Origin of the sequence: Kitasatospora sp. NPDC097691, from assembly GCF_040302665.1 — a bacterium.
Classification (GTDB): Bacteria; Actinomycetota; Actinomycetes; order Streptomycetales; family Streptomycetaceae; genus Kitasatospora.
In genome coordinates this window covers 48,593-64,549 of the sequence record NZ_JBEORY010000013.1, presented here as the reverse complement: position 1 = coordinate 64,549, position 15,957 = coordinate 48,593, and the positions used below count along the sequence as shown (strand labels likewise).

Annotated in this window: 13 protein-coding genes; 4 read left to right on the top strand and 9 right to left on the bottom strand. The window is 73.3% G+C overall.

From position 1 onward, the window contains the following. Nucleotides 1-60: 60 nt before the first annotated feature. Together ABTY56_RS12200 and ABTY56_RS12195 are read right to left on the bottom strand one after the other, a co-directional pair. Nucleotides 61-678 carry an RraA family protein gene (locus tag ABTY56_RS12200; RefSeq protein WP_350628558.1) on the bottom strand — a complete coding sequence of 206 codons (618 nt, stop codon included), beginning with the start codon at nt 676-678 and terminating at the stop codon, nt 61-63. Nucleotides 679-772: 94 nt separating this feature from the next. Continuing rightward, nucleotides 773-1,561 carry an alpha/beta fold hydrolase gene (locus tag ABTY56_RS12195; protein WP_350628557.1) on the bottom strand — a complete coding sequence of 263 codons (789 nt, stop codon included), beginning with the start codon at nt 1,559-1,561 and terminating at the stop codon, nt 773-775. 165 nt (nt 1,562-1,726) lie between these two features. Between ABTY56_RS12195 and nth the strand changes: the two genes are divergently transcribed. From nth to ABTY56_RS12175, 4 genes are all read left to right on the top strand, one after another. Continuing rightward, nucleotides 1,727-2,623 carry an endonuclease III gene (gene nth / locus ABTY56_RS12190; RefSeq protein ID WP_350628556.1) on the top strand — a complete coding sequence of 299 codons (897 nt, stop codon included), beginning with the start codon at nt 1,727-1,729 and terminating at the stop codon, nt 2,621-2,623. Then, complete coding sequence (locus tag ABTY56_RS12185; protein ID WP_350628555.1) at nt 2,620-3,354, top strand: NUDIX hydrolase; 735 nt, start codon at nt 2,620-2,622, stop codon at nt 3,352-3,354. Before nth ends, ABTY56_RS12185 begins: the two co-directional genes overlap by 4 nt. A 64-nt stretch (nt 3,355-3,418) precedes the next feature. Beyond that, nucleotides 3,419-4,603 (top strand): MarP family serine protease, encoded by a 1,185-nt coding sequence (locus ABTY56_RS12180; protein WP_350628554.1) that lies wholly within the window; start codon nt 3,419-3,421, stop codon nt 4,601-4,603. Between the two features lie 171 nt (nt 4,604-4,774). Next, nucleotides 4,775-5,473, top strand: a complete 699-nt coding sequence (locus ABTY56_RS12175; RefSeq protein WP_350628553.1) for a metal-dependent hydrolase — start codon at nt 4,775-4,777, stop codon at nt 5,471-5,473. Nucleotides 5,474-5,537: 64 nt separating this feature from the next. Here ABTY56_RS12175 and ABTY56_RS12170 read toward each other — a convergent pair whose 3' ends face one another. From ABTY56_RS12170 to ABTY56_RS12140, 7 genes are all read right to left on the bottom strand, one after another. Continuing rightward, on the bottom strand, nt 5,538-5,747 hold the full coding sequence (locus tag ABTY56_RS12170) for a hypothetical protein (protein WP_350628552.1): 210 nt from the start codon (nt 5,745-5,747) through the stop codon (nt 5,538-5,540). A gap of 155 nt (nt 5,748-5,902) precedes the next feature. Continuing rightward, the gene (locus tag ABTY56_RS12165; RefSeq protein WP_350628551.1) at nt 5,903-6,991 is read right to left on the bottom strand and encodes an alpha/beta fold hydrolase; all 1,089 of its coding nucleotides are present in this window, start codon (nt 6,989-6,991) and stop codon (nt 5,903-5,905) included. Nucleotides 6,992-7,080: 89 nt separating this feature from the next. Beyond that, nucleotides 7,081-7,557, bottom strand: coding sequence for a phage holin family protein (locus ABTY56_RS12160; protein WP_350628550.1), 477 nt, complete (start codon nt 7,555-7,557; stop codon nt 7,081-7,083). 271 nt (nt 7,558-7,828) lie between these two features. Then, nucleotides 7,829-9,340, bottom strand: a complete 1,512-nt coding sequence (gene nhaA / locus ABTY56_RS12155) for a Na+/H+ antiporter NhaA (protein WP_350628549.1) — start codon at nt 9,338-9,340, stop codon at nt 7,829-7,831. 441 nt (nt 9,341-9,781) lie between these two features. Continuing rightward, entirely contained in the window at nt 9,782-11,740 is a 1,959-nt protein-coding gene (acs, locus tag ABTY56_RS12150; protein ID WP_350628548.1) for an acetate--CoA ligase, read from the bottom strand. A 242-nt stretch (nt 11,741-11,982) separates the two neighbouring features. Further along, entirely contained in the window at nt 11,983-14,418 is a 2,436-nt protein-coding gene (locus ABTY56_RS12145) for a SulP family inorganic anion transporter (protein ID WP_350628547.1), read from the bottom strand. 506 nt (nt 14,419-14,924) lie between these two features. Further along, nucleotides 14,925-15,932, bottom strand: coding sequence for an ATP-binding protein (locus ABTY56_RS12140; protein WP_350628546.1), 1,008 nt, complete (start codon nt 15,930-15,932; stop codon nt 14,925-14,927). Nucleotides 15,933-15,957: the final 25 nt, after the last annotated feature.

Below are 15,957 nucleotides of genomic sequence, written 5' to 3'. Positions count from 1 at the left end.
CCTGCCGCGGGCCGGCCCGCGGGCCGGCCACCGCGGGCCGGCCTGCGGGTCAGCCACGGGTCAGCCCTGGAAGCCCAGCTCGACGAGGGTCCGCTCGATCCGGTCGCGGTGCTCCGCCGCCCACTCGTCCAGGGTCTGGGCCGCCTCCTTGGCCAGCTTCGCCCGGGCCGCCTCCAGGACCCGGTCCCGCTCGGCGGCGGGCACCGCCACGACACCCTCCTCGTCGGCCACCACGATGTCGCCGGCCGCCACCAGCACGCCGCCGCAGCGCACCGGGGCACCGTGCGTGCCCAGCGCCTTCTTCGCCCCGGGGATCGGGATGACCCCGCGGGCGAAGACCGGGAAGCCCGCCTCCCGGACCTCGCCGAGGTCCCGGATCAGGCCGTCGGCCACGAAGGCCACCACGCCCCGGCGCTGCGCCACGGCGCACACGTTGCCGCCGGCCAGCGCGTAGTCCAGGTCGCCGGACTCGACCACGATCACCGAGCCGGGCTCGGCCCGGTGGATCGCGGCGTGCAGCATCAGGTTGTCCCCGGGCGGGCACTGCACGGTGAAGGCCGGGCCGGCCACCCGGGGCATCCCGTCCCAGAGCGGACGCAGGCCGATGTCCATGACCCGGTCGCGGCCCAGGAGGTCGGCCAGGGTGGTGGTGGGGATGTCCTTGAAGTCCGCGTCCATGCTTCCTCGTTCTCCGATCGTCGGTTCGTCACTTCGTCGGTTCGTCGGTTCGTCGGAAGACTAGTGACCCCGGGGCCGGGCCCCGGGCCGACGGTCAGGCGAAGAACGTCACCAGTTCCGGCACCAGCGCCCCGGCCGCCACCTCGTGGGTCTGGTCGGCCAGCGTCCGGTACTCGGCGCCCGGCACGGCCGCGGCCACCGCGGCGGACGGTGCCCGCAGCAGCTCAGGGCTGGCGCCGCCGTCCAGTACCAGGGTCGGCGCCGCGATCCGGGCCAGTACGTCGACCGGGACGGTCCCCCCGGTCCGCGCGCCGAGCGCCGCCGCGTCGTACGCCAGGGTCGGCGCGACCGCCTCGAACAGCGGCCACACCGGGGCGGCGCGCATCCCGTCCACCGCCTCGGCGGGCATCCCGACGAAGGTCATGAAGGCCGCGACGGCGTCCCCGCGACGTCCCTCGGCGAGCGCCTCCTCCAGTTCGCCGACGTACCCGACGAAGCGCTCGCTCTGCCCCTCCTCGGTGCTGAACGGCGGCTCGTAGACGGCGAGTCGGCGCACGCCGACCCCCGCGGCGGCCGCCCGCAGCGCGAGCGCGGCGCCCGAGGAGATGCCGAAGACGGCCGCCGAGCCGCCGGCCGCCGCGATCACCGCGGCCAGGTCCTCGATCTCGCGCTCCACCGCGAACGGCGCGGTGTCCCCGCTGCCGCCCCGGCCGCGCCGGTCGTACGCCCACACGGTGTGGTGGGCGGAGAGCTGCTCGGCGACGGCGACGCCCGGGTCGAAGGCCCGGTGGCCGATCGCCCCGTCCACCAGCACGACGGCCGGGCCGGAGCCGGTGACGGTGCAGGCGATGGTGGTGCCGTCGGTGGAGACCACGGTGCTCATGGGAGTTCCTTCTGTCGTCGTGCGATCCGGTCACAGGGGTAGACCGGCGCCCGCCGCAGAACTCATCGCTCCCGCCGAGGATTCTTCCGAGGAACACGCCCTGCCGGGTCTGCCGGCCCGCATGATCGCCCCCGAGTCACCCCCCGGTCGGCGTAGCCTTCGTGCATGGCAGAGAGCAAGGTCCGGAAAGCGGCGGCGCCGAAGGCCGAGCCGGCGGTGAAGCGGGCGGCGAAGAGGCCCGCCGTGAAGCCGAGGAAGCCCGAGTCGCACCTGGCGATGGTGCGGCGGGCCCGGAAGATCAACCGTGAGCTGGCGGAGCTGTACCCGTACGCGCATCCGGAGCTGGACTTCGAGAACCCCTTCCAACTGCTGGTGGCCACCGTGCTGTCGGCGCAGACCACCGACCTCCGGGTGAACCAGACCACCCCCGCGCTGTTCGCGAAGTACCCGACGCCGGAGGACATGGCGGCGGCGAACCCGGAGGAGCTGGAGGAGATCATCCGTCCGACCGGCTTCTTCCGGAACAAGGCGAAGTCGCTGATCGGCCTCTCGATCGCGCTGCGTGACGGGTTCGGCGGAGAGGTCCCCGGCCGCCTGGCCGATCTGGTGACCCTGCCGGGCGTCGGCCGCAAGACCGCCAACGTCGTGCTGGGCAACGCCTTCGGGGTCCCCGGGATCACCGTCGACACCCATTTCGGCCGCCTGGCCCGACGGTTCGGCTGGACGGCCGAGGAGGACCCGGTGAAGGTCGAGGCCGCCGTCGCGGAGATCTTCCCGAAGTCGGAGTGGACGATGCTCTCGCACCGCGTGGTCTTCCACGGCCGCCGGATCTGCCACTCCCAGAAGCCGGCCTGCGGCGCCTGCCCGATCGCGCCGCTCTGCCCCGCGTACGGCGAGGGCGTGACCGACCCGGAGCAGGCACGCAAGCTGCTCAAGTACGAGATGGGCGGCCGGCCCGGACAACGGCTGAGGCCCCCGGCGGACTACCCCGGCGAGGCGGCCGCCCGCGCGGACGCCGCCGCCCACCACGGGCAGGTCGCGGACCTGGCGGTGGCGGAATGATCACGCGCGGGATCGAGCGGGACGACCTGCCGGCCTGGCTGGAGCCGGTCCGGGAGGCGGCCGAGCGGGTGCTGCCGGAGCAGCTGAGCCGCTTCCTGCCGCCGGCCGACGGCGGCCGGGCGGCGGCCGTGCTGATGCTGTTCGGCGAGGGCCCGGAGGGGCCGGACCTGCTGCTGATCGAGCGGGCCCGCTCATTGCGCTCGCACGCCGGCCAGCCGTCCTTCCCCGGCGGCGCGCTGGACCCGGAGGACGGCGACCCGGACGGTCCGGGCCCGATCGCCGCGGCGCTGCGCGAGGCGTGGGAGGAGACCGGCCTGGACCCGGCCGGGGTGCAGGTGTTCGCGGCGCTGCCGCGGCTGTACATCCCGGTGAGCCGCTTCGTGGTGACCCCGGTGCTCGGCTGGTGGCGCGAGGAGTCGCCGGTGCACCCGGTGGACCAGGGCGAGACCGGCGCGGTGTTCCGGGTGTCGATCGACGACCTGGCCGATCCGGCGAACCGGGTGCGGCTGCGCCACCCGTCGGGGCACATCGGTCCGGCCTTCGCGGTCGCCGGGCGGCTGGTCTGGGGCTTCACCGCCGGGGTGATCGACCGGGTGCTGCACCACAGCGGACTGGAGCTGCCCTGGGACCCGTCCCGGATCGTCGACCTCTCGGACGACGCGCTGGCGCTGGTCCAGGGCGACCTCGAGCACTCCCGCGTGCTGCCGGGCGGCGACGCCGGAGCCCCGTGAGGCGGCGGCGCCTCGTGACAGGTCGTCGGTACACCCGGCCGCCGGGCCGTGGGAGGGTGTCGTGGTGAACGTCCTGGATGTCCTGCTGATCGCCGCTGCCGTCGGATTCGCCGTGTCGGGCTACCGGCAGGGCTTCGTGGTCGGTGTCCTCTCGCTGGTCGGTTTCCTCGGCGGCGGCCTGCTGGCCGTCGAACTGCTGCCGCTGCTGCTGGACCACCTGAGCCCCGGCACCACCGCCTCGGTGGTGGCGGTGGTGGTGGTGATCGTCTTCGCCGCGATGGGCCAGGCGATCACCGCGCACTTCGGCTGGAAGCTGCGCGGCCACATCGACCGCCGTCCGGCCCGGGTGCTGGACGCGGCCGGCGGGTCGGTGGTGAACGTGGTCTCGATGCTGCTGGTGGCCTGGCTGATCGGCTCGGCGCTGGCCGGTGCCTCGCTGCCGACGGTGTCCAAGCAGGTCCGCTCCTCGGCGATCCTCGGCGGCGTGCAGAACGCGCTGCCCTCCGACGCGCCGAACTGGTTCTCGGACTTCTCCAAGGTGCTCGCCCGCAACGGCTTCCCGCAGGTCTTCAACCCGTTCGAGCACGAGCCGATCACCCAGGTCGACACCCCGGACCCGGCGCTGGCCGCCAGCCCGGCGGTGGCGCGGGCCAAGCAGAGCCTGGTCAAGGTGGTCGGCACCGCGACCTCCTGCGGCAAGACCCTGGAGGGCAGCGGCTTCGTCTTCGCCCCGCACCGGGTGATGACCAACGCCCACGTGGTCGGCGGGGTCAACGAGCCGACGGTGCAGATCGGCGGCGTCGGCCAGCTGTACGACGCGACGGTGGTCCGCTACGACTGGCAGCGCGACATCGCGATCCTGGACGTGCCCAAGCTGAACGCGCCAGCCCTCACCTTCGCGGGCGAGGCGAAGACCAACGACAGCGCGATCGTGGCCGGCTTCCCCGAGAACGGCGCCTTCAACGTCCAGCCCGCCCGCATCCGCGGCCGGATCCAGGCCAACGGCCCGGACATCTACCACCGCGGCCAGGTGGTGCGCGACGTCTACTCGGTGCGCTCGACGGTCCGCCAGGGCAACAGCGGCGGCCCGCTGCTCACCCCGGACGGCCAGGTGTACGGCGTGGTGTTCGCCAAGTCCCTGGACAGCGCCGACACCGGGTACGTGCTGACCGCGGCCGAGGTCCGCGAGGACGTCCAGCAGGGCAGCGCCGCGACCGCCCGGGTGGACACCCAGGGCTGCGCGCTCTGACGGGGGCGCCCCGGCGCGGGACCGGCGGCGATCGGGCCGGTCCCGCGCCGGGCCGGGCCGAGCGATATCCGTCGTCCCGTCAGCCCGCCCTGGTAGCGTCGGCCGCGCTCACCCGTTCGGCTCAACCGGGTGCCGTCCCGGAGTGGGCCGACGGGAGGACGTGGCAGTCCGATGATGGGTCATTCGCACGCGGTGAGCGGGGCGATGCTGTACGCGGCGTCGGCCCCCTTCCTGCCCCCGCTGCTGCTGCACACCACGCTGCAGCCGGCGGACATACTGATGGGCACGGTGCTGTGCGCGGGGGCGGCCCTGCTGCCGGACCTCGACCACCACGACGGCTCGATCGCCAACTTCCTCGGCCCGGTCTCCAAGGCGCTCTGCCGCGTCGTGGCCTGGGCCTCCGGCGGTCACCGGCACGCCACCCACTCGCTGCTGTTCGTCGGGCTGATGGGCGCCGGCACCTGGGCCGGCGTCACCTACCTGGGCCGCAACTTCACGCTGGCACTGACCTTCTTCCTGCTGGCGCTCGCGATCCGGGCGCTGCGGCTCTGCCCGCCGGGCGACGGCCCGCAGACCTGGATCACCGTCATCGGGCTCTCCGCGCTCGGCACCTTCGGGATGAACACCTGGATGCCCAACTCGCCCGGCTGGCTGCCGTACGCGGTGGCGCTGGGCACGCTGGCGCACCTGCTGGGGGACTGCCTGACCAAGAAGGGCGCGCCGCTGCTCTGGCCGCACAAGGAGCGCTACGAGGTCGTGCTGATCAAGCGCAGCGGCAACAGCGTGGAGACCAAGGTGCTGGTGCCGATCATGTCGGTGGCGACCTTCGTCCTGCTCTGGTTCACGGCGCTGTCGCCGATCACGAACTGAGCGGTGCGGGCCGGGCGGCCGCCGACCGGCCGCCCGCCACTGCCGACTCACGCGGCGCGAGGCCTCAGGTCTCGCGCCGCAGTCGTGCGCCCACCCAGCGGGCGCGCCGGCCGAGGATGCGCGGGATGCCGAGCTCCCGCCGCTCCGTGCGCTGACGGCCGTCGAGGCCGTCGAAGCCGAGGTCGTCCGCCCGGTCGGGGCGGTGGGCGGAACGCTGGGGGCTGTTCTGGCGTCGGCCGCGCGGGGCGGCGCCGCGATCGGGCATCCAACTCATACCGGAATGGATGCCCCTGGGCCGGTGGGGGTAACCGCCCGGGCTGTGCCGAAATTGGCCTATGCGATTGTCATATGAACCCAACGTCGGGGCAGTTGGACCCGGGCGCCCCTCCGTGACGTCGCACGGGCGGCCGCCCCGGGAGCCCGCGTCCGTCACTCCTTGTGGCGCCCGACCCAGTCCAGCAGCTCGGCGGTGAACTCCTCCGGCGCCTCCTCGTGCGGGAAGTGCCCGACCCCCGGCAGCAGCCGCCAGCGGTACGGCGCGGCCACGTACTCGCCGCCGCCGAGCGCGGTGTGCGACAGCAGCACCGGGTCCGCCGCGCCCTGGACGTGCAGGGTCGGCGCGGTGATCGGCTTCTTCATCCGGCGGGCGAACTGGATGCCGTCCGGCCGGGCCATCGACCGCATCAGCCAGCGGTACGGCTCGATCGAGCAGTGCGCGGTGCTGGGGATCTGGATGGCCTGCCGGTACGCGTGCACCGCGGCCTCGTCCAGGCCGTTCGGGCCGGTCCAGGAGGTCAGGTAGCGGCCGACCAGCGCGGCGTCGTCGGCCACCAGCCGGCGTTCCGGTATCCACGGCCGCTGGAAGCCCAGCACGTGCTCGAAGGCGGCGAACTGGCGGCGGTCGGTCAGCAGTGCCCGGCGCAGGTCCCGCGGGTGCGCGGCGGAGACCACGGTCAGGCTCTGGATGACGGACGGGCGCATCACCGCCGCCACCCAGGACAGGGTGCCGCCGGAGGCGTGCCCGACCAGGTGGGCCCGGCGCTCACCGAGCGAGCGGATGACCCCGGTGATGTCCAGGGCGAGGTTGCCCGGGTCGTACCCGCGCGGGGTGCGGTCGCTGCCGCCGATGCCCCGCAGGTCGAGCGCCACCGCCCGGTAGCCGGCCTCGGCGAGCGCGGTCAGCTGGTGGCGCCACGCCCACCAGTACTCGGGCCAGCCGTGCACCAGCAGCACGAGCGGGCCTGAGCCCAGCTCGGCGATGTGGAAGCGGGCGCCGTTGGCCGCGAGGTCGCGGTGCGTCCACGGGCCGGCCTGCCGGATGCTCCACGCCTCGGCCCCGGCCCCGGCCCTGACTTCGCCTCCGGCCGCTGGATCGGCCCCGGCGCCCGCCTCGACGGCCGCCCCGGCGGGCCCCCGCCCGGGGGTCGGGCCGACGCCTTCGGGGACGAGGCCGGGCCCGGAGTCGGGGCCGGAACCGGCGGACGGCTGCGCGGGTACGGGCTTCTGGTCAAGCGGCATACCGAGAGCGTGTCACATCCGCGCGCCGGACACGTGCCCGGCACTCACTGTCGGGGGGCGCCGGCGGGGCGGCCGTTGACGCGAGCGCTTTACGGGATGCGGCCCAGGGCCCGGTCGATCTCCTCCTTGGTGGCCGGGCGCGGCCGGGCGTTCTTCAGCACGTCGGCGGTCTTCTGGGCGCCCTCGATGGTGCGGTGCGGCGGCTCGATCTTCTTGAACGAGCGGTACGCCAGCATCCCGAGCAGTGCCGCGAGCAGCAGGTAGGCGCCCGCCACGATGAGGAAGGACCAGCCCAGCGACAGACCCAGCGCGTGGATGCCGTAGGCCGCGGCGGCGCTCAGCATCGGGATCGAGAACAGCGCCACCACACCGGCGACCGTCAGCGAGACGCCGCCGGAGACACCGCGCTTGACGTCCGCCCGGATCTCGGCCTTGGCGAGCGCGATCTCGTCGTGGACCAGCGCGGACAGGTCGGCGGTGGCCGCCGCGAACAGCTGCCCCACCGAACGCTCGCCCTCGTAGGGCGCCCGGCCGTTGCTGGACGGGTCTGCGGCTCCTGCGGGCATCAGCGGTTCTCCTCTGCGGCTGTGCGGCATGACGCCACCGCGGTCTGCGGTTCCGGGGGCCGGTGGGGGGTCCCCGAGGCGTCAGTGGATTGTCGACAGCTCAGAATCATGCCCCTACCGGTCAGTCGGACACCACTCCGGGGCCCCGCCGGAGGGACGTGTCCCGGCCGCGTGAGGCCTCCGGGGGCTTCCGGGAGGGGCTCCGGGGAGGTTCTGCGGCCGGGCTCCGGGGCGGGCCCGGAGGCCGTGGCGCGGAGCTCCGGAGGGACCGTCAGCGGCCCGCCGAGGAGTCCCCCGGGTCCCGGGAGCCCTGGGAGTCCCGGGGGTCCCGGGAGCTTTCGGAATCCAGGGTGGCCCCGGTGGCCCCGGAGGCCTCGCCGGGCAGCGGTCGGGGCCGCTCCGAGGCGTGGGCCCGGCCCGAGGGGTGGGCCCGGCCCGACGTCCGGGCCCGCTCTGCGATCCGGGCCTGCCAGGCCGGGTCGTCCTCCTGGTAGATGTCCGGGACGCCGTCCTCGTCCACGTCCCGCTCCTCCTCCTCGCACAGCGCGCGGTAGTGCTGGTTGCGCAGCTTCAGCAGCACGGTGGCGATCGTCGCGCAGAGCAGTGAGCCGACCAGCACGGCCGTCTTGGCCCGGTCGGCGAGCGCCGGATCGTCCGGGAAGGCGAGCTCGCTGATGAGCAGCGAGACGGTGAAGCCGATGCCCGCGAGTACCGAGACGGCCACCATGTCGGCCCACTTGAGCTGCGGGTTCAGCTCGGCCCGGGTGAACCGGGCGGTCAGCCAGGTGCCGCCGAATATGCCCACCGACTTGCCGACCAGCAGACCGACCACGATGCCGATCGGCACGGCCTGGGTGAACACCTCGCGCAGCGCCGTGCCGGAGATCGTCACCCCGGCCGAGAACAGCGCGAACAGCGGGACGGCCAGACCGGCCGAGAACGGGCGCACCAGGTGCTCGATGTGCTCGCCGGGGGAGTGCTGCTCGTCGCCCTCCCGGTGGCAGCGCAGCATCAGGCCCATCGCGACGCCCGCGACCGTGGCGTGGATGCCGCTCTCGTGCATCAGGGCCCAGGTCACCAGCGCCAGCGGCACGAACAGGTACCAGCCGTGCACCCCGCGCCGGTGCAGGAACCAGAACAGCACCAGCCCGGCTAGGGCCAGCCCGAGCGCCCAGAACTTGATGCCGGAGCTGTAGAAGATCGCGATGATCAGGATCGCGATCAGGTCGTCCACGACGGCCAGGGTGAGCAGGAAGGCGCGCAGCGCCGAGGGCAGGTGGCTGCCGACCACGGCCAGCACGCCGAGGGCGAAGGCGATGTCGGTGGCGGTCGGGATCGCCCAGCCGCTGGGGTGTCCGCCACTGCCGGAGTTCACCAGGGCGTACAGGATCGCGGGCAGTGCCACCCCGCAGACGGCGGCGATGACGGGCAGCACCGCGGCGCTCGGTGTGCGCAGCTCGCCCGCGACGAACTCGCGCTTGAGCTCGATCCCGGCGACGAAGAAGAAGATCGTCAGCAGCCCGTCCTTGGCCCAGGTGGCCAGCGAGAGGTCGAGGTGCAGCGGGGAGGAGGGGCCGACGGTGTAGTCGAGCATGCTCTGGTACGCCTGCGGCCAGACGTTGGCCCAGATCAGCGCGATGACGGCGGCGCCGAGCAGCAACACTCCGCCGACCGTCTCGGTGCGCAGGGCGTCGGTGATGAAGGTGCGCTCGGGCAGTGGCAGCCGGCCGAGGAACTGCCGGCGGCGGGTCGTCGGCTCGTGGACGGACGGCTGGTCGGTCACGCGGGACCTCCTGGGGCGGGGAGCGGCAACGGATACACGGGTGGTGCAGTTGCCGACCAGACTTCCCGGCTCGCCCTGTGACGCCCGGATCCCCGGTGGGGGGATCTTGATGCGTCCTTAACAGTCTAACGGGGTGTTCGGGTGACATCCGGATTGTCCTGTTAAAGGACTTAAGCCCTGTGGGCCGGTTCTGCACTCCGGCGGACCAGCGGCCCGGCGCCCGCACGGCCTCGGCCGCCTGCACTCGGGTGAACGTGCGCCCGTCGCCCGTCGCCCGTCGTCCGTTGTCCGCCCCCCGGGCGCCGGAGGAACCCCACACCCTCACGCCCGGAGGCATGTCCGTTGCCTCCTCGCCCCCTGTCGACGACCGTGCCCCGGGTGTCGACGACTGTGCCCCGGGCGGTGATCACCGCCCGGGGCACAGTCGCTGTCTCCGCCGGATCAGCCGTTGCCGTTGTCCGAGGGCGGCAGCTGGGCCTGGATCTGGCTCATGACCGAGCTGTCGGCCAGCGTGGTGGTGTCGCCGACCTCGCGGCCTTCGGCGATGTCGCGCAGGAGGCGGCGCATGATCTTGCCGGAGCGGGTCTTGGGGAGTTCACCGACGACCTTGATCTGCTTGGGCTTGGCGATGGGGCCCAGGGTGCGGCCGACGTGGGCGCGCAGTTCGTCGACGAGTTCGGGGGTCTCGGTGACGCCGCCGCGCAGGATCACGAAGGCGACGATGGCCTGGCCGGTGGTGGCGTCGGTGGCGCCGACGACGGCCGACTCGGCGACGGAGGGGTGGCCGACCAGGGCGGACTCGACCTCGGTGGTGGAGATGTTGTGGCCGGAGACGAGCATGACGTCGTCGACGCGGCCGAGGAGCCAGATGTCGCCGTCCTCGTCCTTCTTGGCGCCGTCGCCGGCGAAGTAGCGGCCCTCGAAGCGGGACCAGTAGGTGTCGATGTAGCGCTGGTCGTCGCCCCAGATGGTACGGAGCATGGAGGGCCAGGGCTCGGTGAGGACGAGGTAGCCGCCCGAGCCGTTGGGGACCTCGGCGGCGTTGTCGTCGACGACGGTGGCCGCGATGCCGGGCAGGGCGCGCTGGGCGGAGCCGGGCTTGGTCTCGGTGACGCCGGGCAGCGGGCTGATCATGATGGCGCCGGTCTCGGTCTGCCACCAGGTGTCCACGATCGGGGCCTTGCCGGCGCCGATGTGCTCGCGGTACCAGATCCACGCCTCGGGGTTGATCGGCTCGCCGACGCTGCCCAGCACCCGCAGGCTGGAGAGGTCGAACTTCGCGGGGATGTCGTCGCCCCACTTCATGAAGGTGCGGATCGCGGTGGGCGCGGTGTAGAGGATGGTCACGCCGTACTTCTGGACGATCTCCCAGAACCGGCCCTGGTGCGGGGTGTCGGGGGTGCCCTCGTAGATGACCTGGGTGGCGCCGTTGGACAGCGGTCCGTAGACGATGTACGAGTGGCCGGTGACCCAGCCGATGTCGGCGGTGCACCAGTAGACGTCGGTCTCCGGCTTGAGGTCGAAGACCGCGTGGTGGGTGTAGCTGGCCTGGGTGAGGTAGCCGCCGGAGGTGTGCAGGATGCCCTTGGGCTTCCCGGTGGTGCCGGAGGTGTAGAGGATGAACAGCGGGTGTTCGGCCTCGTGCGGCTCGGGGGTGTGCTCGGTGGACTGGCGGGCGGTGATCTCGTGCCACCACACGTCGCGGCCCTCGGTCCAGGCGATGTCCTGGCCGGTGCGGCGGATGACCAGGACGTGCTCGACGCCGTCGGCCTTGGTGAGGGCCTCGTCGATGGCGGGCTTGAGGGCGGAGGGCTTGCCGCGGCGGTAGCCGCCGTCGGCGGTGATGACGAGTTTGGCCTGGGCGTCCTGGATGCGGGAGGCGACGGCGTCGGCGGAGAAGCCGCCGAAGACCACCGAGTGGGTGGCGCCGATGCGGGCGCAGGCCAGGATCGCGACGACGGCCTCGGCGATCATCGGGAGGTAGACGGCGACGCGGTCGCCCTTGCGGACGCCGAGTTCGAGCAGGGCGTTGGCGGCCTGGGAGACCTCGTCCTTGAGCTGGGCGTAGGTCAGGGAGCGGCTGTCGCCGGGCTCGCCCTCGAAGTGGATGGCGACCCGGTCGCCCAGGCCGTTCTCGACGTGGCGGTCGACGCAGTTGTAGGCCACGTTGAGGCTGCCGTCGGCGAACCACTTGGCGAACGGCGGGTTCGACCAGTCCAGTGTCTCGGTCGGCTCGACGGCCCAGCTGAGGCGGCGGGCCTGCTCGGCCCAGAACGCCAGGCGGTCCTCGGAGGCCTGCGCGTACGCGGCCGCGGTGACGTTGGCGGCTGCGGCGAGCTCTGCCGGCGGAGCGAAGCGCCGCTCCTCCTTGAGCAGGTTGGCCAGGCTCTCGTTGCTCAACACGCACTCCTCATCGAGTCATGATCGGGGACGCTCCCGTGCGTGGGGATTGTCCCGTGTGTCCCAGCGCACAGCTCACCAGGCGAACGGGGCAGTTGACAAGAGGCTCCTTGAAATTGGTGTAGACCTTTGACTGTCGGCCGGGTGGAGACCCGTGCGGTCCGCCGCCCGCGAGCGGGAGACCGCACGAGGGCCGGTGGGCCCGTGCCCCGGCCCGCCCGGCGGGGACACGGACCCGGCTCTCAGGCGGCCAGCTGGGGACCCTCCTCGCCGCCGCCGGACGGAACCAGACCGTCCTCAATCACCCGTTCGGCGGATGCCTCGCCTGTCCCGGCCCCGGGTCCGGTCCCAGTCCCAGTCCCGGTCCCAGTCCCCGCCCCGGTCCGGGCGCGGCCGTCGGCGCGGGCCTCGATCGGGCTGAACGTCCCGGCGGCGCGGTCCAGGACGTAGGCCTGGGCGGTCGCGAAGTCGAAGTACATCCCGACCAGTCGCAGGTTGCCCTCCTCGACCCGCCGCTCCACTGCCGGGTTCGCCATCAGCTGGTCCAGTTGCTGCACCACGTTGGTGATGCAGAGCTGCTCCACCGGGTCCACCACGGCCCGGGTGGAGAACTCCGCGGGCGCCCGTCGGAGCCGGTCCAGCGAGCCGCGGCCGTTGCGCAGCCAGCGGGCCAACGGGGTGGGCGGACCGGGGTGCTCGTGCACGCCGTCCAGCAGGGCCTTCATCGCACCGCAACCGGAGTGGCCGCAGACCGTGATCGAGCGCACCTCCAGCACCTCGACCGCGTACTGCACCGCAGCGGCCACCGAGTCGTCGGCCGCGCCTGGCTCGAACGGGGCCGGCACCAGGTTGCCCACGTTGCGGACGGTGAAGAGGTCGCCCGGGCCACTGTTGGTGATCATGCTGGTGACCATCCGCGAGTCCGCGCAGGTCAGGAACAGCTGGGAGGGCGTCTGCCCCTCCCGTGCCAGCCGGGCGAGTTCGGGCCTGATCAGCGGGGCGGTGTGCAGCTGGAACACCCGGACCCCGTCCAGCAGGCGACCGTGCGGGTCCTCCTGCTGGTCGATGCAGTGGTGGCCGACCCAGGGTGTCCAGGCCCGGCAGCGGTGCGGCCCCGGTGAACTGCCCGCGCGCACCGTGCCGTCGGGATCGAGCACCTCGTCATCCTGGCGCTTCGTCACCAGCGAGACCCGGCCGCCCGCGTCCTGGTGTCCGGCGCGCCAGGTGTGCAGCGTCTCGTACGCGGCGTGGTCCAGGAAGGAACCGTCGTGGACCACGGTGACCTCGGCCCCGGCCGGGATGCCGGCCAGTGCCCGGCTGAGCCGGGGCACGGCGGTGAAGGTGAGCGGGCCGTGCGTCTGGACGGTGACCGAGCCGGCCGGCCCGGTCTCGACGTCCACCCGGGCTCGGGTCAGCCGGTAGAGCGCGAGCAGGACGGCGGTGCCGGCCCCGATCGCGACGCCCCACAGCACCCCGGCCGCCACCACGGCGATCACGGTGGTGAGGTACACGGGGAACTCGCGGTGCCGGTGCACGTTGCGGATGTGCGCGAAGCTCACCATCTGCAGCCCGACCACCAGGACCAGCGCGGCGAGCGCGGCCAGCGGGATCCGGCGCAGCCCGCCGGTCAGCGCCAGCGCGGCGGCCAACACCCAGACGCCGTGCAGTACCGAGGCCCACCTGGACTGCGCGCCGGCCTGCACGTTGGCGGTGCTGCGCACCGCGCCGCCGGCGATCGGCAGCCCGCCGACCAGGCCGCTCAGCAGGTTGGCGAGGCCCTGGCCGCGCAGCTCGCGGTCGAGGTCGCCGGTGCGGCGGGACATCCGGTCGATCGCGACGGCGGACAGCAGCGACTCCACACTGGCCACGGCGGTGACGGTGAGGACGGCGGCGATCAGGCCGAGCACCGGACCGTGCGGCAGGGCGGGTGCGAGGGAGTGCGGCTGCCAGGCGGGCAGCTCGATGTGGGCGAGCCGCAGGTCCAGGGCGAGCGCCAGGGAGGTGGCCAGGGCGACGGCGGCGAGCGGGCCCGGCACCCGGGCTGCCCGGGCGCCCAGCCGGCCCGCGCGGCCGGGGAGTCGGCCGAGCCGGGGCCAGCCGAGCAGGACGGCCACGGTCACCGCGCCGACCAGCAGTGCGGACGGGTGCGGACCGGCCAACTGCGCTGGCAGGGCACGGAGGTTGGCGATCGCGGAGCTCTGCGGCGAGCCGCCGAGCACGACGTGCAGTTGCGCGATGGCGATGGTGAGGCCGACCCCGGCCAGCATGCCGTGCACGATCGCGGGCGACACGGCGAGCGCGGTTCGGGCGACCCGGCGTGCGCCGAGCAGGAGTTGGAGCAGGCCGGCGGCGAGGGTGATGGCGCAGGTGGCCTGCCAGCCGTACTGGGTGATCAGCCCGGCGGTGATCACGGTCAGTGCCGCCGAGGGGCCGCTGACCATGAGTGTGGTGCCGCCGAACAGTCCGACCGCGATGCCGCCCACGGCTGCGGCGGCCAGCCCGGCGGTGAGCGGGGCGCCGGTGGCCAGTGCGATGCCGAGGGAGAACGGCACGGCGATCAGGAAGACCACGAGCGAGGCGGAGAGGTCCTGGGCCCAGCGGATCCGGGCACCGGGGCCCGGTGGTGCGTGGTCGGTGGTGTCGGAGGCGATGGGGGCGCTGGAGATGTCGAGGGTCATTGTCTTCCCGTCTGTCCGGGGGAACGAACGCAGTCAGGTCCGGCGGTGAGTCCGGGGTGGGGCTCCGGGCGGATCGGCTGTCGTGGGTCGCGACGGTGTGGCGGGATGGCGTGGGCACGGCGGGGAGTGCGGGTGTCACCGGCCGGCGTTGACCATCAGGCCCGCCAGGGGCCCGGGCGAGGCGCGGGATGTCTCGCCGAGGGCCCGTCGGGACGGACCATCAAGACTCGGTAAACCGAGGGTAATGAAAGCTTTGCACAGCGTGGTTGCGGGTGGGAAGCGGAAAACCCCCTGGTTCACCCCAACGGGTGGTGTTCGAACCGCAGGGAATCTGCTGGTGGGCCCGTGGGCGGCCGGGCTCCGGGGTGCTGGGGGTGCCGGTGCGGTGCGGTGGGGTGTCGGTGCGGTGCGGTGTGGTGAGCGGTGGGGCCGGAAACGGCGAACGGGCCGCGGCCTCCCCGGGGTGGCGGGAGGCCGCGGCCCGTCCGGGCGCGGTGGCGCGCGTGTCAGGCGTGGGCGCCCGCCGGGGTCCGCTGCTCGCGGTCGTCCGCGAACCCGCCCGGAACGAAGCCCTCGTCCACCTGGGTCGCCAGGTCGATACCGACCTTGGCGTTGGCCCAACTCTCTGCGTTGCGGCGGTGGAAGAGTACGGCCTGCTCGGTGTAGCGGTGCGCGTCCCGCCGCCCGTACGCCGCGTCGGCCTCGGCCCGCAGCTGCTCCAGTACGGCGCGGTTGGCCGGCTCCAGGGACCTCAGCGGCGGCTCGGCGCCCTGCTCCAGGCGGCGCACCCAGTCCGACTGCCCGAAGGTGGTGAGCAGGTCGTCGCCGACCTCGCGGCGCAGGAAGGCCAGGTCGTCCGGCCCCTGCACCTTGTTGCCGACCACCCGCAGCCGGACGCCGAAGTCACTGGCGTAGTCCCGGTACTGGCGGTAGACGGACACGCCCTTGCGGGTCGGCTCGGCCACCAGGAAGGTCAGGTCGAAACGGGTGAACAGTCCGGAGGCGAAGGAGTCCGAGCCTGCCGTCATGTCGGTGACCAGGTACTCGTCGGGGCCGTCCAGCAGGTGGTTGAGGAGCAGTTCCACCGCGCCGACCTTGGAGTGGTAGCAGGCCACCCCGAGGTCCTCCTCGGTGAACGCGCCGGTCGCCAGCAGCCGGACCGAGCCCTCGTCCAGCGCGATCGGGCGGGCGCAGGCGGCGTAGACCGGGTTCTCCTCGACGATCCGCAGCAGCCGCGAACCGCGGCCGGGCGGAGTGGTCTTGATCATCTCCTCGGCCGAGCGGATCAGCGGATTGCTGCCGCGCAGGTACTCCTTGATCTCCGGCAGGTGCGCGCCGAGCGAGGGCAGGTCGGCGGCCTGGCTGTCCGTCAGCCCGAGGGCGGGGCCCAGGTGCTGGTTGATGTCGGCGTCCACGGCGATGACCGGCCGACCGGCGGCGGCCAGGTGGCGGATGAACAGTGCGGACAGCGTGGTCTTCCCGCTGCCGCCCTTGCCGACGAAAGCGATCTTCATCTGGGGACTCCGGCTCTCGCTCTGG